Origin of the sequence: Streptomyces sp. NBC_01717 (assembly GCF_036248255.1) — a bacterium.
Taxonomy (GTDB): domain Bacteria; phylum Actinomycetota; class Actinomycetes; order Streptomycetales; family Streptomycetaceae; genus Streptomyces.
Window position 1 is genome coordinate 628,480 of the sequence record NZ_CP109179.1, and the last position, 21,512, is coordinate 649,991.

General features: G+C 67.3%; 10 protein-coding genes and 6 pseudogenes. 6 read left to right on the top strand and 10 right to left on the bottom strand.

The window, feature by feature from the left end; genetic code table 11:
- Window positions 1-117 precede the first annotated feature (117 nt).
- The gene (locus OHB49_RS44630; RefSeq protein WP_329167350.1) at window positions 118-8,790 is read right to left on the bottom strand and encodes a lonely Cys domain-containing protein; all 8,673 of its coding nucleotides are present in this window, start codon (window positions 8,788-8,790) and stop codon (window positions 118-120) included.
- 112 nt (window positions 8,791-8,902) lie between these two features.
- Window positions 8,903-9,139: pseudogene (locus OHB49_RS44635) on the bottom strand (integrase core domain-containing protein); the annotation flags it as partial.
- Window positions 9,140-9,165: 26 nt separating this feature from the next.
- Between OHB49_RS44635 and OHB49_RS44640 the strand changes: the two are divergent.
- Entirely contained in the window at window positions 9,166-9,531 is a 366-nt protein-coding gene (locus OHB49_RS44640; RefSeq protein ID WP_329167489.1) for a hypothetical protein, read from the top strand.
- A gap of 315 nt (window positions 9,532-9,846) precedes the next feature.
- On the opposite strand, the gene OHB49_RS44645 is transcribed toward OHB49_RS44640, so the two are convergent.
- Together OHB49_RS44645 and OHB49_RS44650 are read right to left on the bottom strand one after the other, a co-directional pair.
- The gene (locus OHB49_RS44645; protein ID WP_329167473.1) at window positions 9,847-11,061 is read right to left on the bottom strand and encodes an IS701 family transposase; all 1,215 of its coding nucleotides are present in this window, start codon (window positions 11,059-11,061) and stop codon (window positions 9,847-9,849) included.
- Between the two features lie 1,282 nt (window positions 11,062-12,343).
- A pseudogene (locus OHB49_RS44650) lies at window positions 12,344-12,634 on the bottom strand (DUF4097 family beta strand repeat-containing protein); the annotation flags it as partial.
- Window positions 12,635-12,636: 2 nt separating this feature from the next.
- Here OHB49_RS44650 and OHB49_RS46115 point away from each other — a divergent pair.
- Window positions 12,637-12,759: pseudogene (locus OHB49_RS46115) on the top strand (IS630 family transposase); the annotation flags it as partial.
- A 53-nt stretch (window positions 12,760-12,812) separates the two neighbouring features.
- Here the strand turns inward: OHB49_RS46115 and OHB49_RS44655 are convergent.
- The 3 genes and pseudogenes from OHB49_RS44655 to OHB49_RS44665 form a co-directional block, all read right to left on the bottom strand.
- The gene (locus OHB49_RS44655) at window positions 12,813-13,001 is read right to left on the bottom strand and encodes a hypothetical protein (RefSeq protein WP_329167352.1); all 189 of its coding nucleotides are present in this window, start codon (window positions 12,999-13,001) and stop codon (window positions 12,813-12,815) included.
- 374 nt (window positions 13,002-13,375) lie between these two features.
- Window positions 13,376-13,900 carry a DUF2231 domain-containing protein gene (locus OHB49_RS44660; protein ID WP_329167353.1) on the bottom strand — a complete coding sequence of 175 codons (525 nt, stop codon included), beginning with the start codon at window positions 13,898-13,900 and terminating at the stop codon, window positions 13,376-13,378.
- 255 nt (window positions 13,901-14,155) lie between these two features.
- Window positions 14,156-14,278, bottom strand: a pseudogene (locus OHB49_RS44665) (IS5/IS1182 family transposase); the annotation flags it as partial.
- Window positions 14,279-14,310: 32 nt separating this feature from the next.
- Here OHB49_RS44665 and OHB49_RS44670 point away from each other — a divergent pair.
- Window positions 14,311-14,529: a hypothetical protein gene (locus OHB49_RS44670; RefSeq protein ID WP_329167355.1), complete on the top strand. Its 219-nt coding sequence runs from the start codon at window positions 14,311-14,313 to the stop codon at window positions 14,527-14,529.
- Between the two features lie 56 nt (window positions 14,530-14,585).
- Here OHB49_RS44670 and OHB49_RS44675 read toward each other — a convergent pair whose 3' ends face one another.
- The 3 genes and pseudogenes from OHB49_RS44675 to OHB49_RS44685 all read right to left on the bottom strand — a co-directional run.
- Window positions 14,586-14,921, bottom strand: coding sequence for a hypothetical protein (locus tag OHB49_RS44675; protein WP_329167356.1), 336 nt, complete (start codon window positions 14,919-14,921; stop codon window positions 14,586-14,588).
- Between the two features lie 414 nt (window positions 14,922-15,335).
- Entirely contained in the window at window positions 15,336-16,343 is a 1,008-nt protein-coding gene (locus OHB49_RS44680; protein ID WP_329167357.1) for a DNA-directed RNA polymerase subunit alpha, read from the bottom strand.
- A gap of 336 nt (window positions 16,344-16,679) precedes the next feature.
- Window positions 16,680-17,054 (bottom strand): annotated as a pseudogene (locus OHB49_RS44685) (Scr1 family TA system antitoxin-like transcriptional regulator); the annotation flags it as partial.
- A gap of 326 nt (window positions 17,055-17,380) precedes the next feature.
- On the opposite strand from OHB49_RS44685, the gene OHB49_RS44690 reads away from it, so the two are divergent.
- The 3 genes and pseudogenes from OHB49_RS44690 (at window position 17,381) to OHB49_RS44700 (ending at window position 21,293) form a co-directional block, all read left to right on the top strand.
- Window positions 17,381-18,448, top strand: a complete 1,068-nt coding sequence (locus tag OHB49_RS44690; RefSeq protein ID WP_329167358.1) for an esterase-like activity of phytase family protein — start codon at window positions 17,381-17,383, stop codon at window positions 18,446-18,448.
- A gap of 270 nt (window positions 18,449-18,718) precedes the next feature.
- A complete protein-coding gene (locus tag OHB49_RS44695; protein WP_443079745.1) occupies window positions 18,719-20,416 on the top strand; it encodes an ISAzo13 family transposase in 1,698 nt (565 codons plus the stop codon).
- A gap of 43 nt (window positions 20,417-20,459) precedes the next feature.
- Window positions 20,460-21,293 (top strand): annotated as a pseudogene (locus OHB49_RS44700) (IS5 family transposase).
- The last annotated feature ends 219 nt before the right edge of the window (window positions 21,294-21,512 follow it).

A 21,512-nucleotide genomic window follows, 5' to 3' on the forward strand; every position in this document is an offset into this window, starting at 1 on the left:
ATGGAGCCATGACCGTCCGTTTCTCGTCGACGTGTGCGGCGCCCAGGCGGACTGAACTACAAGTGGCCTCGACGGGGGAGTGCGAGACCACGGGCGCGTGTGTGTTTGTGACGGACCCTAGTTGTCCGGATCGCTGGTTTGAACGGCGGTATGCCCGGATGGGCCGGTCGGCTCACGCCTCTGCTGCCAGCCCACGACGAGGCGATCGAGGAAAGCGGCCCGTAACGGCGCGTGGGTCCTCAGGTGACCGTTCTTCGTGAAGTAGGACATCGCGGTCTCGGCCAGATCCTCGTCCGAGTTCGTTTCGCCGTAGCCGCTGATCGGGCGCTCCTTGACAAAGAACTTCCGTGGCTGGCCGTCTTCGGTCCAGGTTCCTGCCTCGCGCGCGAACCGAGGTATTTGGTCCTTTAACTCCTCGGTGATACGGATCGCCGCTGCGAAGGGCGACTCGCCCGGGTTCAGGACGACCACAGCGGGCCGGAGTATCTGTACGGTATGGATCGCAGCAGCGTGCTGAGGTGCCTCCTGCCGGAATTTCTCAGAGTCCTGCAAATGGCGGAATAGGGAGTTTCTGAAATCGTCTAGCGGAGTTTTGGCGGCAATGTTGCCAAACTTCGTGGGTGACTCCACGCCCTCCCAGAACTCCGTCGTGAATTCCGCCAGTGCGTACTTGAGGAGACCGTGGGACAGTTCGTGTGTGGCGGTCTGCTCGAGCGTGTCAGTCTTGCTGAGATGTGCGGTCGTGTAGATATTGAACAGCTTGCGGGACTCGAAGTACTGCCCCGTTGCCTGCGCGAAAAGCTTCTTCTGCCGCAGTGCCCAACTCACCGACCCCGCGGTTTTGACTTCTTGCTCGACATCACTCCGGGTGGATGTCGCGCGCCGGTCGCCGAGGATCGGTGCGTAGTGGTCCATCGCAGCGTGCAATTGCTGCACGAGCGGCAACGGCCAGGCGCGCGGCTGGATCTTGTCCTGAACTGTCTCCGGCGTGCCCAGATTGTTGCTCTTGACCGCCTCGACCCCGGCAGCCGAGTCCAAATAGATTCCGAAATCATCGGCGATCTTCTGCACCATCAGTTGTCGCCGGTGCTCGTGTTCGGTCAGAGCGATAGCGATGGACCGGCCGTCGTGCTCCACCGGAAGGAGGTGAATGCGTGCAGCGTCCGCGCGTACTTCGTATTTCGCGTCGTCACGGAGCGTGGCACGCAGTCCGTTCCAGTTTGCAACGCGGCCGATCCAGCCGTTGTCGCCGCGGAGTATGAAGCCTCGTTCGTGGAGGAAGTCGTCGCCGTAGCGGAGCCAGTGTCCGACGATGGCGACGCCGTCGGGGAGGAGGAGGGTGCCGGCGTTGCCAACGCGGTAGGTGTAGGAGCGAGACGAGCGGGAGTAGGAGCGGGTGAAGTCGTGGAAGATTTCAGGGTCCTTGCCCTTGCCGTGTTCGGTGTAGGTGATGTCGGTTGCGGGTTTGGGCAGGCCGTAGCGTTCTGCCATGAGAGCGATCTCGTGGCCGAGTTGCCATCCCTGGGCGCGAGGGTCGACCCCGTGGTCGCGTGAGCCGCCGCTGAGTCCTGGGTGTGTTGTGTCCTTGATACGCGTGAGAGCGTCGAGCAGCTTCTTGACACTGTCGGCGGGCGTCTGGCCGGCGAGCGCCGCGGTGATCTTCTCGTGTGCCTCTGCCGCCGCGGCGCGATATTCGACATTCCTGCCGGGGAGCGTGGCGCGGTCGCCGAGCTGGACTTGGTGATCGGGCCGTACCACGGTCCGCTGGAGCCGGTCGCGGAAGTCCTCGAACCGCGCCTGTCCCTGCGGATTCACTGGGGCCGGGCGCGGAGCGCTCTCCCTGAAGGACGGTCCCAGCGCGCCGGCGGCCTGAGGCTGCTGATCACGGCCCTGAGGAGTGCCCGAGGCCACCGGCGGGACAGACACTGCGCCCTGCGGCGCCCAGAGATCGAAGGTGTGCGCATCGGGAGTGCGCGCGCCGCGGGTGGGCGCGCTTGCCTGACTCTTGATCGGCCGGACCTGCGCGCTCTCGCTCTGCGGAACGGGGAGCGAGAGCTGAGTGTTCGACGCGCTATCCACTGCAGGCGCCTGGGGGGTGCCGATGCCTTCCGTGGACTGCGACGATCTTGGGCCGGAGTCGTTGTCGTCGGGGGGCGTGAGGGGCGTGGCGGCCGTCGGCGAGGGCTGAGCGGTGGATGTGGACGTCGACGCAAGAACTGATTCCGGCGTCTGCGGTGCCCCGCCTCGCAGACCGGCCGGCCGGCCGGTGAGGAGGATCTGCGCGATTGCCTCACCACGTTGGCGAAGCGTCCCTGTCCGCAGGTGGGAGGGCAGCTCGTCGTGAAGCTGCTCCACCGTCTCGGCGTCCACCGGGCCGTGGGCCGGGTCCAACGCCCGCATTTCTCGGGCGACTTCCGTGCGGAGCAACGCGAGGTCCTGGGAGAGAGCCGACTCCGGGCGGGTCCCTTCGGACGACGTCGGCTCCAACCCCTGAACCGACGGCGCATTGTCCTCATCGGCCCGTTCGGCAGGCCCTGTTCCGCCTGTTTTGGGCCGTGGCGCGCGTGGTTGCGGGGCGATGTAGTGGTTTTCACTGTCATGGATGACGACGGCGAGTGGCACCTCGGGTTCCTCCCGTCGGGCGGCACCGGCGATGCGGCCATCACCTGTCGGCCTGTCACCGACGGCCCCGTCGCTTTCGTTGTGCCCCTGGTGTCCGCCGCCGATGAATTCGACTTCTTCGTTCGAGTTCACCAGCGCTATCCGGACGCCCAGTTCCCGGGCTGCCACGGTGGACAGGACGCGGGCCGTCAGCTCCCTTGTGGTCTCCTCTTCGTCGTCTGCGTACGTTGGGTCAAGGAGCAGGAGCCGGAACCGTTGGACGAGACTCAGGCCGGCATCGGTGAGGGGCAAACTTCCGCCCCCCAGAGCACCCTGCACCTGCTGCCCTGGCGAGTACGGCACACCGGCGCCGCGCAGCAAGTCCAGCGGTACCAAGGCCCCGCCGTCCAGAGGCGGTAGTGCATGGCCGGGGACGTCGGCGTCGGTGACGCGAAGCGAAAGCCAGGCGGAGAACGCTTCGGCTGTGCCGGCATCAGCTGCTGCGAGGATCTCAAGCGCAGCAGGTGCCGCGTGACGCAGGGCGAGCAGTAGCGACCCGGTGAAGCCTTTGTCCGGCTGCGGGGGCTCGTTGGGAGTCAACGTCAGCACCACGCCGTCCAGTTCGGCGGAGTTCGGCCCAGTACGGCGGTAGGCGCTTTGTGGAGGCGACGCGGTGGCGGAACGCGGCTCAGTGGCTTCCTCGTCGAGGTCGGTGTACTGCTCGTCAGGCGAAGCCGAGCGTAGGGCTGGTGCGGTGGTCGTGGCTGCGGAGTGCGGGGAGGCCGCGCTTTCGGGGAGGGGTCGGGGCGGTAGGAAGTGCGGGCGGTACGGAAGCACCGCCCGCCACGTGTCGGGTACGGCCTGTCCGGGGGAGGCGGTCAGGTGGACCTGGGAGATGCCGTTGGCGCCGGGGTCGGTCACGGTCAGACCGTCGGGGTCGGTGTGGTGGAGTACGCGTCGGCCGGTTCGATCCGCGATCGCCTGCGCCAGGGCTCCCCGCCCAGCGAGATCTCCCGAGACCACGAGCACGATGCGCTCCAAATCATCGGGGAGTGCGGGGTCCTCGGCTGCAAGTTCAGCGACTTGGTCGAATGGCAGCCGATGTCGGACCCCGTTTGGCTCGACCATGTCGACGTGGTCGGGGCCGACCTTGGCGACCAGGAAATAGATTGCTTTCTCCCCCGGGGCGAAGGGCAGGTGCAGTTTGTTGATCGGCCTGCTGGTGAAGTTGCGGCCCCAGGTCTCGACGTGGGTGCCTTGAACAAGTGTGGTGAGGGAGAGGAGATGGGTGGTGGTCTCGAGGTGGTGGGCGGCCCAGGCGGCGGGTCCGGTTCCGGTGCGGCCTGCGGCGATCGCGTGTGCCACTACAAGCCCGGCGGCGTCTTGCCATTCTGGGGTGGCTGGTTGGGTTTCATCCAGGTGGAGCACGTTCCGCACAAGGTTGTCCGTGGGCCCGCCCCAGGTGCCGATGGCGACTTGGGCACGCACCAGAGACCAGAAGGCCAGGCCGCGCCGGTCGTCCTCGGTGACCGGACCAATCACGGGGCCGTTCACCGGTTTGGAGAAGTCCACGTTGTCCAGGACGGCATTTGTCGCGGCTGCGCTGGAGTGGGTCCACACCTGGCGAAGGTTTTGGACCATGGGGAGGGGCAGGTGGGCGGTGAGCCGGAAGGCCTGGGGGGCGTCGGCAGAGGCACGGACCCACCGTTGGGCGTGTGCGAGCAGTGCACGGTAGGCGTCGGTGTCGGCCGCGGGTGTGGGCCGACCGGGAACTTGGTGGAGTTGTTCTGCGGCGTACTGGAAGAAGGCGAGGGTGAAAGGGCCCGTTCCGTCGAAGACGCGATCTGCTTGACGGAGTCGTTCCAGGGCGCCGATACCGGCCACGAGGTGCGGTTCATGTTCGGCGGTGGGGCCGAAGACCTGCCGCAGGGCCCGTACCAGGCGGGCTGTCTGGCCGACAATGTGCTGGGGCAGCGGGCCTGAGTCGGCGGTCAGGCCCATGGCGCGTGCCAGCTGCTCCAGCGCCGCGCCCTCCGGCTCTGGCTCGTACTCCTTCCACTCACCGAACACACCGCGACTGCCGGCGGTGATGAGCAGCTTGGGGCTTGCCAGGGTGCCCGCTACGCCCACGCTGTGGGTGGGTGCGTAGTGGGGTGCGCCGGCTTCGGTGGACATGATCTGGGCGGGTTCGCCGGTGGTCAGCGGGTCCACGGCCCCATGCGGCACGGATCCCGCATAGCACCGTGAGACGAGGATGGGCACGGGGCGACCTCGGGTTGTTTGGCGCAGTCTGTTCAGGCTGGGGCGTCGTTTGAGGTAACCGCCCGCGGACCGCGGCGTCCCCCACAGCTTCCTGACCTTTCCGTTGATCCGCGCCCGCCACCAGAAACGGCCGTCCTCGTCGTTGTGACCGTCGAAGACGTACATCCGCAGGGCCGGGTCCGCGTCCCCCCACGCCGTGGACGTTGTCCCCACCGGGACGAACGTCTGATAGGCAGGATCCGAGTGGTACACGAAGCGCGCGGATCGCAGCCGGAAGTGGTAGCTGGTCGCTTCGTTAAGTGCCTGTTCGATGTCGTTGACGGTGGAGCGGCCGATGGACTCGTGTGTTTCGGGGTCGATGAGGGCGTGGGTGATGAGGTCCCGATCGGGCACCCAGTACCTGTCACCCTCATCGTCGTAGAGCCACTGGCCGCTGCTCGACGGTTCCGTCCCTGGCGGGGGCAGCAGTCCGGGCGGGCTGACGACCCACTGTCCTACCGGCTGCTCGCCCGGGTGTTCGTCGATCCGGACCGGGTAGGTCATGCCGGTCTCCTCGTCGGTCCATGTGCCCACGTCACCGGTGGATGTCCACACGGGTTCGCCGGTGGTGTTGGCCACGGTCCGTGCCAGGTCGAGTCGGTGCGGGGTGAGCAGGAGGATCGGGGCGCCGGGCGTTCGGGCACGGTCGTTGGCGACCAGCTCGGCGAGCACGTCCTCGGTGACCGGTCGAATGCCCTGGGAGGTCGAGATCCGGAACCGGCGCGCTGGCGGCTTCGTCTCCTCATCGTCCCCGCAGATGATGTAGACGAAGGTGTTAGCAGGCCAGGGGGCGTCGGCGAGACTGCCCTCGACGAGTTCGAAGTCGTCGTCGGTTACCTTCACCAGGCCGACGGTGCTGAGGTCCAGGTTCTCTGGCGATTCGTCGTTCCAGTCGCGGCCCAGTTTCCGGCCCTGAGGGGTCCTGAGCAGCCATCTGTCGGAGTGGGCCCCCTCGCTCTGGAGGTGATGGCCTTCCAGGGCTGCCAGGCTGTGGGCCCGCCCCTCGCGCCGTGCCGCGTCCACCGCCTGGACGGCCTGGCGGCGCAAATCGGCCCGGTCCACGTGCCGAAGGCGCAGCGTCCGGACAGCGAATGTGTCCAGGTCCACCAGTGTCAGGGGAACTGCGCCCTGGTTGCCGGGGAGGACCCCGGCCAGGGTCTTGAGCGCCGCGTGCAGGTCGTCCTGGCTGAGGAGGCCGGCGTCGACGAGCAAGCGCCGCAGCTCCGCGAGCGCGGGAGTGTCATCGTCGAAGACGATGTCCTCGTCATCCGCGGAGTCCTCGTCCATGCTCACGTCGGAGTCTGAGCTGGTGTCCTCGTCGAGGTGCGAGTTCTTCGGGTCTGCAAAGCGGACAGGCCTGCCCGGGTCCTGAAGGCTGTGGGAGCGGGAAGCCGAACGCAGGGCTGGTGCGGGGGCCGTGGCTCCGAAGGTCACGGAGCCAGTGTTCCGGGGGAGAGGTAGGGGTGGGAGGAAGTGCGGGTGGTGCGGACCCGCCTCTTGCCAGGTGTCGGTCTGGGGTGCCTGCCCGGGTGAGGCGGTCAGGCCCTGCGCTGCCAAGCTGCCTGCAGTGATGCCGCTGGTCGTGGACGTCCGGGCGCCGGGCCAGTTGTCCGACCTTTGGGTGCCGGAGGCTGCGGGAGCGGCGGACGGTGTCGGTGTCGGTGTCGGTGTCGGTGTCGGTGTCGGTGTCGGTGTCGGTGTCGGTGTCGGTGTCGGTGTCGGTGTCGAGGCAGTGTTCATGAGCGCGGCGCCGGATGTGCTGACCTGCGAGACCCCGGACCCGACCCCCGTCCCCGTCCCGGACCCGGCTGCGGTTGCGTCCTGAGCAGGGACGATGACGACACCCTGCACAGGAACGGTCGGCACGCCCTGCGATGGACCCGAGGCGATGACCTCGCTCTGACCCGCAGGGCTTTGACCCGGAACGGTCGGGCCGCTGAGCACCGGCATGGATTCGGGCTCGGCCGCGCGGCCGTCTTCCCGCCCCTGGGACACCTCCGTGTCCGCGACCACGTCTACCCGCTGGCTGTCCCCAAGGCCTCTCCCCCCTTCGCCGGTCTGGGGACCCGGCGCGGAGATCGAGCTGCCGGTGCGAGAAGGCTGAGCAGAACCAGCACCTGTCGAGGCGCCAGACGTCTCAGGGGCCCCGGACAGCGTCGGCATGTGCGAACCCCCGTCGCCCAGCCCATCGTCCTGGCCGACTCCGCGCGTTCCCTCCAACACGAGCCCGCTCTCGTCCTGTGGCTGCACCCGCTCGACCCTGCCGTCCTCAGCCCGAGTCCCGCTCGACGACGCCGGACCACGCGCCGTCTGCAACTCACCGTTCACGTCCGCAGCCTCGGGCAAGCCAGACCTGCTGAACATCCCCGTCGCGCCAACAACCCCACCGGCCCCCGGCGCCGGCGCTCCCGCACCCCTCACAAGCCCCAAACCGGTGTCCACACCGGTGTCCACACCGGTGTCCACACCGGTGTCCGAGACGGACACGGAGTCGTCCTCGACGTCGGTGAACGAGGACGCATCGCTGACATAAACCGACGACCCGTCACTGAAAGAATCGCTCAGGTCGCTGACACTGGTGAGGTTGCTGGGGACCTGCGGAGCATTCCCCAGGTTAGGAACGTCCGCACCCGGCAGGGATCCTGGAGTACCAACCGCCTCGAGCCCGTCCTCCGCACCCAGCGCACCCAGCGGACCCGGAGCTTCGGGGCCGTTCGCTCCAGGCGGGAGCGGGGACGGGAGCGGGGGCGGAGCCGAGAGCGTAGCGGCGGGCCGCACTGCATCCGGGACGCCGAGACCGACACTTCCCCCGGCGCCGAACCCCGCGGGCGGCACCGTGAACTGCGTGCCCTGCCAGTCCCCGACCGTCAACGGGTGACTGCTGTTGTCCCACACCGCGTCCGGCGAGTCGGGCAGACCCGGCTTGTCGCCGAAAAAATTGTTGTTGAGCGAAGTCTTCTGGAAGAACTCGTGATACAGCCCCAGACCAGCCGCACCCGCCACGAGTTCCGCGCTGGTGGTCAGCCCACCGCTGACACCCGCCATCCAGAAATCTTGCCAGCTGAGCCCGAACTTCCCCTCGAACACCAGTTTTTGCAACCCCATGGCGAAAATCTCAGCCTGGCCCTCGTTCACAAAAGCGAACGGAACCTCCGAGCCCTCTTTCAGCCACTTGTCCTTGAAATGCTTCGCGACGAACTTCCCGTAGAACTCGGCCAACGCACCGCCGAAGAACCCGGCGAAGAACCCGACGAACGCCGACTTGCCGATGTCGGTCCAGTCGAAGTCCTTCCGCTGCCGATCCGGACTGTCCGGCACCGTCATCGACAGGACCTGCGCGAAGAACGACGTAAACGCCTCCTCAAGCGCCTCCAGCACCGCCGTGAACGGCGTCGGCGCAGCACGCCCCATCCGCTGCATGACCAAAATGATCGACAAAGCCGTGCGCGACCTCACCGCCACCGCCTCGGACAGCGACGTCCCCCCAGTGAACACCGACAACAGTGCAATCAACGCCAACTCGAGATTCATGAAAGAGAACTCGATCAGAATCTCGTACTTAGCCTCGGCCAGCTTCCTCGAACGGTCGACCTGCCGATCGCCCGTCTTCTCCAGCTCATCCGCCATCCGGTACAGATGGTTCACACCGTTGTCATCGACGAACAGCCTCATCGCCCCGACGAACTGGTCCCCCACCGCCGGGGGCATCGAATACCCCACCTGTGCGATCGCACCCTGCGTCGCACCCGACAGATCCCGCAGATCTACTGCCAGCTTCTGATACGGCAACCGGCTGTCGTAGCCCAGGTCCTCATTACCCGATGCCACACTGGCACCCACCCAAACCTGGAGAAATTCCCTGAGGCTCGGAGAGAACTCAATCGCCATAACCGACTTTCCCCGTGCCGAAAGTGCTGCCGCAGCGGATGTCCATACGATGCACCGCCCCGTCTCCGGGGCGACGCAACAATGAAGGGCCCTGCGCTTCTCGGACTTCTTCCTATGCCGCTGCCTGCAACTCTTCGTACTCGGCGTGGACTTCTGCGGGAGACTTGTAGCCAAGTCCGGAGTGGAGGCGCTTTCGATTGTAGAACATCTCGATGTAGCGGACGATAGCCCGGTGGGCGTGTGCGCGTGTTGGGAACGTGGTTCGGTGCACGAGTTCGTTTTTGAGGGCGCCGATAAATGATTCAGCCATCGCATTGTCCCAGCAGACACCTGTGCGGCCGACCGACGCCCGCAGCGTTGCTGTATGGGCACGGGGTGGTGGCGGCGCTTGCCCTTCTGGCCCTGACGTCAACCGCCGCCGAGCGGCCCCTGCTGGTCGTCACCGCCATCGCGCTGTGTGCGCTCATTCCGTTGTGGTACCGCTCCGCTGTGTACGCCACCGACGAGTGGGCCGCTCCGGTGCGGGCCATGGTGAACTTGGGCCGCAAACCGCTGGCCGACGCGCTCGGACTGGTACTGCCCCAGCAACTGTCCGAGGAACGCACCATGTGGCAGCTCGTTACCCGGATGTCCCGGCGTCCCTACCGGGATGCCGCAGATACGGCCTTCGCACCATACCGGGCTGCGCCACCAGATCCGAACTGTCCATTGCATCCACCGGCTTCCAGATCGGGTGCGTAATGCACACAGCGCTGGATGTCCTTGCAGAGAAGTCACGCCCATCCCCGAATAGCGCATGGTGGGAACACTGCCTCTTCCCCAGTCCGACTCCCCCGCCACCGACCGCACCCTCGCCACCGGCCTCGCCGCTCTCACCTAGTACTCCAGCCGGACTTCTCCATTACCGCTGGTCAACGGCTTGAGTGTGGGGATTGTAGCGGGGTGGGTTTGGGTGCGGGGCGGTCTTGGTGGACCGTCCCGCGAACGGGTGGCCGCGCCGCATGTAGTGACAGTGTCGGGCGCGTGCTTGGTGGCGGCGTCTCCAGTGCGACCAGCTCATTGCGTGATCGCGTCGTTCAGGACGGCGGGGTTCAACTGCCAGCAGACGACGGATTTCTGCCGGGGTGAGGTCCACGAGGTCGGGTGTGTCGGCCGCGTCACCCCTTTTTCGCGTTCCTGAACGGCCATCGCCGCGAGGAAGATGTGCGCGAGCATGACGAGTGTGATGTGCCGGAACCAGCCGACGTAGCGGCGGACTTCGTACTGGTCCAGGCCGCATTCGTTCTTCGCACTCTGGAAGCATTCTTCGACCTTCCAGCGGCAGCCCGCGATGCGAGTCAGGTCGGCGACGGTGGCGCCCAGCGGGGCACTGGCCAGGTAGTAGGCCACCTCGTCGGGCCTGGCGATGCTGCGGCGGGCGAGCATCCAGCGTTGCCGAGTGGGCTCGTCGCCGTCGAACTCCCAGACGGCGGGCAGCCGGGCCGCCGCCCAGTCGTAGAGCCGTGGCCCCTTGGCGCCGTTGCCGCAGGACAGGCGTTGCCATGCCTCGGGCGGGGCCTGGCCGATGAGGTGGTCGATGCGGGGGCCGTGGACCTGCTGCGACTTGGGGACCGCGACGACGTAGGACAGACCAGCGTCTTCCAGGAAACGACGGAAGCGGGAGTCCTGGCCGTAGGCGGAATCTGCGGTGACCCAGGAGAAGGCGAGCGGGGAGTGAAGGGCCCGCAGGATCATGGCGCGGGCGAGGTCGTTCTTGGTGGTGAAGTCACGCTCGTCGGGGATCCTGGCCGCTCGGCAGCGCTCCCGGTCTTCGGCCCAGGACTTGGGTAGATAGAGCTCGCGGTCGACCAGGGCGTGCCCGCGTGTGGTGGCGTAGGCGGCGAAGACACCGATCTGGCAGTTCTCGGTCCGGCCCGCGGTCCCGGAATATTGCCGTTGCACCCCGGCCGAGGTGGTGCCCTTCTTGACGAAGCCGGTGTCGTCGATGATCAACACACCCTCTGATGAGCCGAGTTGCTCTGCTGCATAGGACTGCAGGTCATCGCGGAGACGGTCGGCGTCCCACCGGCTGTGGGACAGCAAGTGCTGGAGTCCGTCCGGGGTGGCATGGCCGGCGTACTCAGCAAGCTGCCAGCTGTTCTTGCGGCCTACCGGGCCCAGCAGCCCGCGCACGTAATCGCGCATCCGGCGTCGTGGTTCTATCCGGGCGAAGCAGGCTCCGGCCCGCAGGAATAGATTCTCGAGTTCATGGTCCCAGGCACGCCTGGGCACATCACTGATCACGCCTATGGACTGCTCGGCCCGCAGTCACTACATGCGGCGCGGCCACCCGTTCGCGGGACGGTCTGCCAAGACCGCCCCGCACCCAACCCACCCCGCTACAATCCCCACACTCAAGCCGTTGACCAGCGGTAATGGAGAAGTCCGGCTGGAGTACTAGGCCGCCGCCTCCACCCTCGCTCTGCGCGGCCTCAACCTGCGCTCCTCATCCTTCGTCCACGTCCACAACAACGTCCAACCCATGCCCGTCCAGAACCGCCCCGACATCCACGTCCCCCAACCGTTCCTAGCCAGTGCACATAGGTGAGTCCTGGACCCACTGCCGCGTGCTGGGCGCATCCCGAACGGTGTTGGATGCACTGGTCCCCCGCTTTCGCTTCCCGAAGGACCCCGGCGAGACCCGGTTCGTGTCCGATGCCCCGCCCAAGCGCCACCGCAACGACGACCAGGCCTGACACGCAAATGCCCGGGGCGGTCGTTCCGTCACCAGCGCCATACGCCAGCCGCCCACCCCGGGCACCGCTCAGCCTTCCACACCCCCACCCGGGGGCCGGACCAGGTCCCCGTTGCTGGCGCTCCAGCGATCACGCCCGTACACCCCCTTGATCCACCGGCATCTATGGCCAGCTTCTCCGCGCCCAGATACCGACTGCCGAGAGTCCACACCAGCCGAGACGGAGGCCTCTGCCCACATGCGCGCCCGAACCACGCTCACCCTCGCCCTGCTCGGACCCTCACGCTCACCGCGTGCGGAGCCGACACCCAGTCCCCGCCCGCGCACGATGCCCGTCTGAAGAAGGCCGCGGGTATCTGCAGCATGGACCTGGTCCTCGGGCTCTGGAAGAACACTCGCCCCTGGGCGCTGCGCAACCACAAGATCCGCCCGGCCGAAGGGGCCCGCCGCAACCGCGGACTTATCCGTATCGCCTGGCCGGCACCGAACTCGTTGCCTACCTCACCGAACTTGACGTCAACGCGCACTGCGGCTGGATGAGTTGCATCACCGACGACCGCAAGGCCACCGCCCTCCGCGTCTACGACAGCCTCGCCCCCGCCATCGACCGCGTGAGCAATGTCCGCACGGCCGGTGACCCCGACCCCGAAGTCGTCATCGACGACACCCTCGCCACCCCGCCCCCTGACCACTCGGTTCCACGCCGCCCGCCCCACCGGGCGGCGTGCCGTAGCCACAGGAGCGAAGGAGACGAAGGGCCGACCATCGGCCGGGCCCTTCGTCGCTGCAATCGATTCCATTATGTACTCTGCCTGTGGTTCAGCTCCTTGAGAGGCTGCGGGCGGTGATATCGCCGTGGGAGGTGGTGGCGCGGATGTCGAGTTCGGCGGTGCCGTCGTTCTTGAGGGAGTTGCTGACGCGGCCGTAGTCGGTGCCGGCGTCCAGGGCGGCCGAGACGCCGGCGGCGTCGACCGAAATGTTGCCGGACTGGGTGCGGAGCACGACCGTGCCGCGCACGGCCCCGGTGAGACGGATGTCGTCCCTTGCGGTGCTGATCTCCGCGGGGCCGCCCAACCGGTCGACCTCGATGTCGCCGTCGATCGCAGTGAGGCCTGGCTGCCGCGGACCTTGGTGAGATCACCAGAGCCGTGAAACGTCGGCTCAAGAAGATCCAGTACTGCCCTGACCTCGTCGAGGGCTGTATCGCTGCCACGGGTCTGAGTCTGGATGGCTGATCGAAACCGGGGACGGTCCCGGATCACACATTCCAGTCCTCATAGTCCCCGAATCACACGTCGTCGCAGAAGGTCTCCCAGAACCCGTTGTGCACGAGAGCGGTCTCGTCGATGTTGGAGACGAGATCGCGCAGCTCTTCCGCCACCTCCTCGCACCTCTCCGCGTCGCTCTCCGCATAGAACGGGAAGCATGCGATCACGGCCGCGACGCATCGGCTGAAGGAGTCGAGGTCTCTGTTCACGTGCCAGGTCGTTCGCTGCCTCCAACTTGGGAATTTGCACGATGTGACCACTGGCCACGTCGACGGCGATGCGTCCGAACAGGCCCCTTGTCGCGATGGCGACCATCCCCCGCTCACCGATCCCTCCGAAGTACACGGCTCGCTCAGCGGCCGGTACTCGTATCCGATCAATCCGCCTGGGATGCCAGTCTTCCCGAGATCGATAGCGATCTGGGTGGGCACCTCGGATGGGGCCTCGGTGGGGATCAAAACGAACTCGGGCTTCGGCAACTGCGGTTGGAGGCGGAGGCCGCGCCGCATCGAGCTGCTGGAGCTCGCCACCACGCCGGCCGTGGTGGGTTGGCTGGCCGGTGCGGGCCGGCCGGTTTCGTCGGTCAGTCTCCGTCGCTCGGTTTCGTGGCGGTCTTGGAGTACGCGTCGTGCCAGGCTGCCTTCGCGCCCGAGTCGCCGATCCGGTACACGTCGACGACCGCGCCCGCGGCCACCACCACAGACAGGATGGCCGCGGCGACGTGAAGGACCGACCCGGACCGCGCTCCCGACCGAGCCCCGGAAAGCTCCCGCGACTGCGGCGCGCCCGTACGGCGGGAGATCCACCACACGCCGGCCGCCAGCACGAACAGGCCCAGCGCCCAGGGCAGCATTCCGTCGCCCAGCTCGGCGTGCCGCCGCACCAGCGGGTCGCTGTCCACGTGTCGCTCCAGCCACTCCCCGGCCTGGGTGGCCAGCGGTACGGTCGCCAGCGTGACCAGGGCGAGTAGCGGCAGCGCCAGTCCGAGCCGCCGGGCGGCCTGTGGCCACAGCGCGCATATCACGAGCGTCAGCGCGCTGAGCGGGACCAGGACAACGACGGCATGGACCAGCAACACGTGCGCGGGCAGGCCGTTGATCAAACTCATCAGGCGCTCCTCCAGGGGCGGCCGTGGGGGCGCGAACGCCCCCAGTGGAGGGAAGGGTGAACTGGTTCAGGCGGGTGCCAGGAAGTGGTCGCCTCTTTTCCGGCTACCCGGGCGGAGGCAGGAGCCTTCACCCGTGAATACGGCGACTTCCTGTCTCGAGTTCACGCCCGTGAGGCTAGATTTCGAGGCCGTGGCGTCGGCCCGCGGGCGTGGCACTTCTGAAGCGCTGTCAGTGGCTGTTTGTAACTGATGGTTTCAGAATGAGGTTAGGAGTCGTCTCAAGCAGATGATGCTGCACGCGAGTTGGAGTAGACCCAGGTGAAGGTCGGCGCGTATCTCGTAGCGGATTCTGAGTCGCTTGAACTGGTGGAGCCAGGCGGTTGAGTCGGCCGCGCGGTGAGGTGCTTGCCGTGGGGCGAGTCCTGTTCCGCGCGGCCTCCCGCCGAACCGGACATGACGGTTTCCCGGTCATCCGGCTCTCCAGTGACTACGGCGTGAACGGGGAAGCTGTGTCCCAGTGGCGGCCCCTGAGGGATGTCGGCGAGCTGCACAGTGCCGTCGGGGAGGGCGATTACCGGGGGCGGGTGGCCGCCCGGGTCATGCTGCACTGCCGCGTCGTCGGGTCGTAGACCAGGTACAGGCAGATCGTGCCCACGGTTCGGCTGTCGGGGCCGTCTCCCCGGGTTCACGGCTGCCGAGCGGGTGACGAGTTCGTGCAGGCGCTCGAGCAGTTCGTCGGGGGCAGGTCCAAAGAGGCCAGGGCGCCGATGGCGGCCCGCAGTTCGCCCATGGCTGCCGCGGCGCGGATTGCCCGGCCGGGCGTGTCGCCGGCGACCAGAGCGACGCCTGCGCCGGACAGCGCGATGACGTCGACCCAGTTGCCGCCGGGACCCGAGGGCACGTAGCTGTGAGCGGTCTCCACTGCGGTGTGCACTGGTACCTCGGGCGGGCGCAACCTGAGCTGGAGGAGGTGCCCGGCCGAGCGTTCACGGCCGTAGAGCCGGGTGTTGTCCAGGCACACTGCGGTACGTGCGGCCAGTTGGACGGCGAGTGCCAGATCGTTGTCCTCGTACGCATCCGGGCACTGCCCCCCGGTGGAAGCAGACCAGACCCAGTACCACGGTGCGGGCGAGCAACGGGACCACCATCATCGAGTGGACCCCGGCCCCGAGCAGCACCCGGGCCCGGACAGAACACCGACCAGCAGTGGGCCGGCGACATTGGCGAGCGGCTACGCCGCACGACCTTTCGCCGACAGCTGCCCGGACTCGACGACCACCGGTTTCCGAGCGCGACTCCAGGGGCTCCCGTACTGGTCGCCGCACAACAACGGGAGTGGCTGGCAGGTCATTTGAGCTGCCGTAATCTGGCCGCTCGCCTAACTGGCCGTGCGGTCTGGGAGGCGACCCCGGCTCCGCGCGACCCGGCGCAGCGTTCAGTACTGTTCGGTCTCGATGAAGCTCGCGTCCGTGTCACCGAAAGCGGCGGCGATCGGGTCGAATCCGGGCGGGCTGTCCTTGAGGCTCATGCCCATACTGGCCAGCTTCTCCTTGACCTCGTCGATCGACTTCGCACCGAAGTTGCGGATGTCGAGGAGGTCGGCCTCAGAGTGGGCCGCGAGCTCACCCACCGTGTGGACACCCACGCGCTTGAGGCAGTTGTACGAACGGACCGTGAGCTCGAGCTCCTCGATCGGCAGCGCCAGATCGGCGGCGAGCGCGGTGTCCGTCGGGGACGGGCCCATGTCGATGCCCTCGGCATCGATGTTGAGCTCGCGCGCCAGACCGAACAGCTCGACCAGGGTCTTACCGGCCGACGCCATGGCGTCACGGGGACGCATGGCCTGCTTGGTCTCGACGTCGACGATCAGCTTGTCGAAGTCGGTGCGCTGCTCGACACGGGTCGCCTCGACCTTGTACGTGACCTTGAGCACCGGCGAGTAGATGGAGTCGACCGGGATACGGCCGATCTCCTGGCCCGCCTGCTTGTTCTGGACGGCGGAGACGTAACCGCGACCGCGCTCGACGGTCAGCTCCATCTCCAGCTTGCCCTTGCTGTTCAGTGTGGCCAGGACCAGGTCCGGGTTGTGGACCTCGACACCGGCCGGCGGGACGACGTCAGCAGCGGTCACCAGACCGGGACCCAGCTTGCGCAGGTACATCACGACCGGCTCGTCGTGCTCCGAGGAGAGGTCCAACTGCTTGATATTGAGTATGAGGTCGGTGACGTCCTCCTTGACGCCCGGCACGGTGGTGAACTCGTGCAGGACACCGTCGATCCGGACGCTGGTGACAGCGGCGCCGGGAATCGAGGAGAGGAGCGTACGGCGGAGAGAGTTGCCTAGGGTGTAGCCGAAGCCCGGCTCCAGCGGCTCAATGGCGAACCGGGAGCGGAACTCGTCCACGACCTCTTCGGTCAACGAGGGACGTTGAGCAATCAGCATGGGGTGGTGCCTCCAGATTTCGGCGCCCGCTATTTGACGTCGTAGACACCGCAGGATATCGGTAATACGACCTCACAAGAATCCGCACCGCCCGACGCTGCCAGGTGCCAGCTCAGCTGGCGGGACAGGAGAGTTGCCCGAAGCGCGCTGAACCTTTGCCGTCAGGCCGCAGACCGGCGCGGTGGTGAGCCGAAGAGGCCGAGTGCCTGCTGCCACGGGCCGTGCACATCCGTGCCGCCGGTTCCTCAGCCACCTTGCGGGCCGAGCCTGCGTCCGCGTGTTCTACGGCGTGCGGAAGGACTGTGAACCGGGCGCCGTCGCCGGCTGGCGCGAACCACGCAAGATAGGGGCGCTATGCGATGGGTGATCAAGAGCACGCCGTGCCCGCAGAACATGGAAGGTCTCTTGCGGCCAGAGCGCCCGCTCCCTCGTCGCCATCGGGATGATGCCCAGGGACACCGCGGGTAGCGCCCCGACGGACAGCAGGTGCCCGAGCTGGGCGTCGGCCGACTCGGCGTTGCCGAGCTGGAAGTACAGCACCGACTCCTCGACGAGGGGCAAACACCGGTGTCCCCGCTCCCGGATTACCTGGGAACGTTCGACCCGGGCCGCGGCCGTCTCCGCTCCGTCGTCGGGGATATCGAGGAGTCGTGTGTTCGTGCTGAGGAGCGCGCTGGCGTAGCCCTCGGTCTGTACGAGTACACCTGGAACACTCCGGTCCCCAGGGCGCGTCGGGGTGCCGGTCCCGGGCCGCGTCGCAGTCGGGCAGGAACCGGCACCCCGTCACGGCAACTCCCCGGGTGGGGCCAGGCCCCGGGGGCCAGCAGGCCCCGTGGGCCTCATACCGGGCATGAGCCCCACCGGCTCCGAAGCAGTGGTCTGCCCGGGCTGGGGGCTCGTTGCCCCGTTCATCCGATGGGGACCGATCTGGAACATTCAACAAAAGTTTTTTCGCGCTTGCGACACACCAATCGACGCGCGTAGACCAGAATGTCCGCAACTCAACTGCCTCACAACGGAATTAAAAGGATCGGTCTGTGCGTCTGCTCCCCCTTGCTGCATCACTGTTGACGGCGGTCGCCTCGCTGACCGTCACCACCCCCTCCGCCCAAGCCACCAGCACCGCCCATAACTCCCATGACACCCCGTATGGCGCGGGCCACGCGTGCTCTCGGTGGGTGGACATCGATGGTTTCTCCGACCACCTCGACAAGACCACGCTGGACGGTGTCCCCGTCGCCGAACTGTCAGGGCTGACCTACGACTCCAACGACCAACTCCTGGCCGTGGCCGACAACTCGTATCTGTTCACCCTCGACGTGCACAGCAAGCAGCCGGTCTCGGTGCTCCCGCTGAGGTACCCGGACGGCGCCCGCGTGGATTCCGAGGCGATCGCCGTCGACCGTGACGGCACATGGCTGATCACCGACGAGACCCAGCCGTCCATCAACCGCTTCACCCGCTCCGGACGGCTCATCGACAGGCTGCCGGTGCCGGACGCGCTCAAAGTGGCACCAGCCGGCCGGGCCACACACAACCTGACGTTCGAGGGGATGGCGCTGCTGCCCGGCGACCACACCCTCGTCGCCTCCATGGAAGGCTCCCTCGAAGGCGACGGCACCGACATCCGGCGGTTCCAGACCTGGCAGCGCACCGGACGCTCCGACCGCTTCCGCCTCGGCCCGCAGTACACCTTCCAGAATGACCCCGGCCTCGACATCTCCGACATCACCTCCACCGGTGACGGTCGACTGCTGGTCCTCGAACGCGGCTACACCCCCAATGTCGGCAACACCGTACGGCTGTACCTGGCCGACCTGCGGCACGCGACAGACGTCAGCAGGACCGAGACAGTGGCCGCCGGGCAGCAGGCAGTGCGGCTGGTCCACCGGACGCTGCTCGCTGACATTGGAAGCTGCCCGTCGCTCGGCGCAACCGCCAAGCAGCCCCAGCCGAACCCGCTGCTGGACAACATCGAGGCCGTCACCGTCACCGGACACACCCGGGACGGCCGGGTGAGACTGCTGCTGGTCAGCGACGACAACCAGCGCTCGACGCAGACCACACGGCTGTACTCGCTCAACGCACGGCTGCCGCGGTCGTAAGCTGAGCGCCCTTTCCCCCGACCGGCTCTGCTCTGCGTCCGTCCGGGATTGGGAAGGGCGCTCCGTCCACCAGCCCCTCCATCCGCGGTTCCTGGACGCGCCGCATAGATGCACTTCCGCACGTAGTCGAATGTATCCGGCGTAGGCATCAAGCTTCCGTTCGTCCCACCTGGTCAGCATGGCGTACCTCGTGCGTTGCCGGTCCATTAAGGGCGTGCCGAGAATCAACGTGTTGCTTCCCGCTCTGCGGCTCGTTGATGTGGTACGCGCATCTCCGAGTCGATCCGTGACCAACTCGCCCTGAAGTTTGCGGTGTTGTTCCCGCACCTCGACGAGCGGCAGCGGCGTCTGCTGATGGCAACCGAGGCCCGTTTGCTGGGCCATGGCGGGATCCGGGCCGTCGCGCAGGCGGCCCAGGTCAGCGAGACCACGGTCCGCAAGGGCGTGGACGAGCTGGAATCCGGGGCGCAACCGTTGGGACGGGTTCGCCGACCCGGGGGCGGGCGCAAGAAAGCAGCCGACATAGACCCGAGACTCCGGCCAGCCCTGCTCGCCCTGGTTGAGCCTGACTCGCGCGGGGATCCGATGTCACCGCTGCGCTGGACGACGAAGTCGACCAGGAAACTGGCCGAGGAACTCACCCGCCTGGGGCACAAGGTCGGCGCCGACACGGTGGGTGACCTGCTGCGGGAGGAAGGCTTCAGCCTGCAGGCCAACGCCAAGACCATCGAGGGCTCCCAACACCCGGACCGCGACACCCAGTTCCACTACATCAGCGAGCAGGCCAAGGCCCATATGGACACCGGACAGCCGGTGATCAGCGTGGACACCAAGAAGAAGGAGCTGGTCGGCGAGTACAAGAACGCCGGACGCGAGTGGCGGCCGACCGGCGAGCCGGTGAAGGTCAGGACGCACGACTTCCTCGACCGGCAGGGACCGGCCAAGGCGATCCCGTACGGGATCTACGACATCGCCGCGAACACCGGCTGGGTGAATGCCGGCACGGACCACGACACCGCGGCGTCCGCGGTCGCCTCCATCCAGCGTTGGTGGCAGGCCCGCGGTCGGCACGACTACCCGGCCGCCACCCGGCTTCTGATCACCGCCTACGCAGGCGGCTCCAACGGCCACCGCACCCGCGCCTGGAAGACCGAACTCGCCGCGCTCGCCGCCGAGACGGGACTGGAGATCACGGTCTGCCACATGCCTCCGGGCACGTCGAAGTGGAACAAGATCGAGCACCGGCTCTTCTCCCATATCGGCATGAACTGGCGCGGCAGACCGTTGACCAGCCACGACGTCATCGTGAACAGCATCGCCGCGACCACCACCCGCACCGGGCTACGGGTCGAGGCCCATCTGGACACCGGCGCCTACGAAACCGGAATCAAGGTCTCCGACACCGAGAGCGACGCCCTGCCGATGCACCGCCACCGCTTCCACGGCGACTGGAACTACACCCTCAACCCCGCCCACGCAAAGCCGACACCCCGGGCAGCCGACCCCGCCGAACCGGCAGACACCGTCCCAGCCCGGGCCTCAGCCCGTCCCGGCCCCGCCTCGCTCCGCGACCCGGAACTGACAGACATGACGGCCGCACAGCTGGACCAGCTGACCCGCACGCTGATCCCCGCCCTCGAGGACAGGCGCGAGAGTCTCCGGCACCAGCAGCGCGGCGGCAACCGGCTCCGGGCCCGGGGCGCCGGCGCCAAGGACACACTCACCGCACCCGACCGGATCCTCGCCACCGTCCTCCACCAGCGCAAGATCGGCACCCAGGACCTCCTCGCCGCACTCTTCGGCGTCACCCGCAGCACCATGTCCAGAGCCGTGCAGGAGGTGCAGCCTCTCCTGGCCGAGCACGGCCATACGATCCCGCCGTCCACCGCGAGGTTCCGCACACCAGCAGACGTGGAGGCCTTCCTCACCCCGGAAACTGTCCAACGCGAGATCAAATACGCATGTTGATTCTCTGCACGCCCTAACTGATCGTTTCAGCAAGGTGTCCGGGGTGCGTGCTGATCTTGTTCCTGACGACTTGTGGGAGCGGGTGGCCCCGCTGCTGCCGCCCACTCCCGAACGGCGCGTTGCCACCCCGGGCGGCTGCGCGTTCCCGACCGAGTGGCACTCGCAGGCGTCATGTACGTGCTGCGAACTGGTGTCGCGTGGCGCGATGTCCCCGCCGAGACGGTGGGCTGCTCCGGGGTGACGGCCTGGCGTCGTGCTCCGGGGTGACGGCCTGGCGTCGGCTTCGGGACTGGACTGAGGCTGGCGTCTGGCCACGCCTGTATACGGCCCTGCTGGTCGATCTGCGCCGCGCCGGCCTGCTGGACCTGGACGACTGCTCCGTAGACGGGTCGCACCTCCGGGCTCTCAAAGGGGGGATCACGTCGGCCCGTCACCCGTCGACCGCGCCCGCCCCGGCTCGAAGCACCACCTGATTGTCGACCGCCACGGAACCCCGCTCGCCGTCACCCTCACCGGTGGGAACCGTCACGATGTCACCCAGCTCCTGCCGCTGCTGGACGCCGTCCCATCGATCCCGGGACTTCGGGGACGTCCTCGTCGCAGGCCCCGGCGCCTGTATGCGGACCGGGGCTACGACTTCGACAAGTACTGCCGCCTGCTGTGGAAGCGAGGCATCAAGCCGATGATCGCCCGACGCGGCGTCGCCCACGGCTCCGGACTGGGCAAAGTGCGCTGGGTGGTCGAGCGCGCCTTCGCCTGGCTGTACCAGTTCAAACGACTCCGCACCCGCTACGAACGACGCGCCGATCTCCACCAGGGCCTGCTCGAACTGGCCTGCAGCCTCATATGCCTGCGGCGCCTACGAACCTCATCCTGAAGCGATCAGTTGGCTACGCTGAACCATCCCGGCCGCACCTCGTTCAGAAGCGGTTGCAGCGCCCGCGCTGCGGACCGCATGTCCTGATCCGTGAGGTCAAGAGGCTCCGGCAGGCTCAACCCATACCCGCGCAGCCGCCAGAGGTCGAAGATTTCGCTCCCGTCGGATGAGTTCCGATACGAACAGAGGTCTTCTTGGGCTGATGTGCTCGTGAGGTGC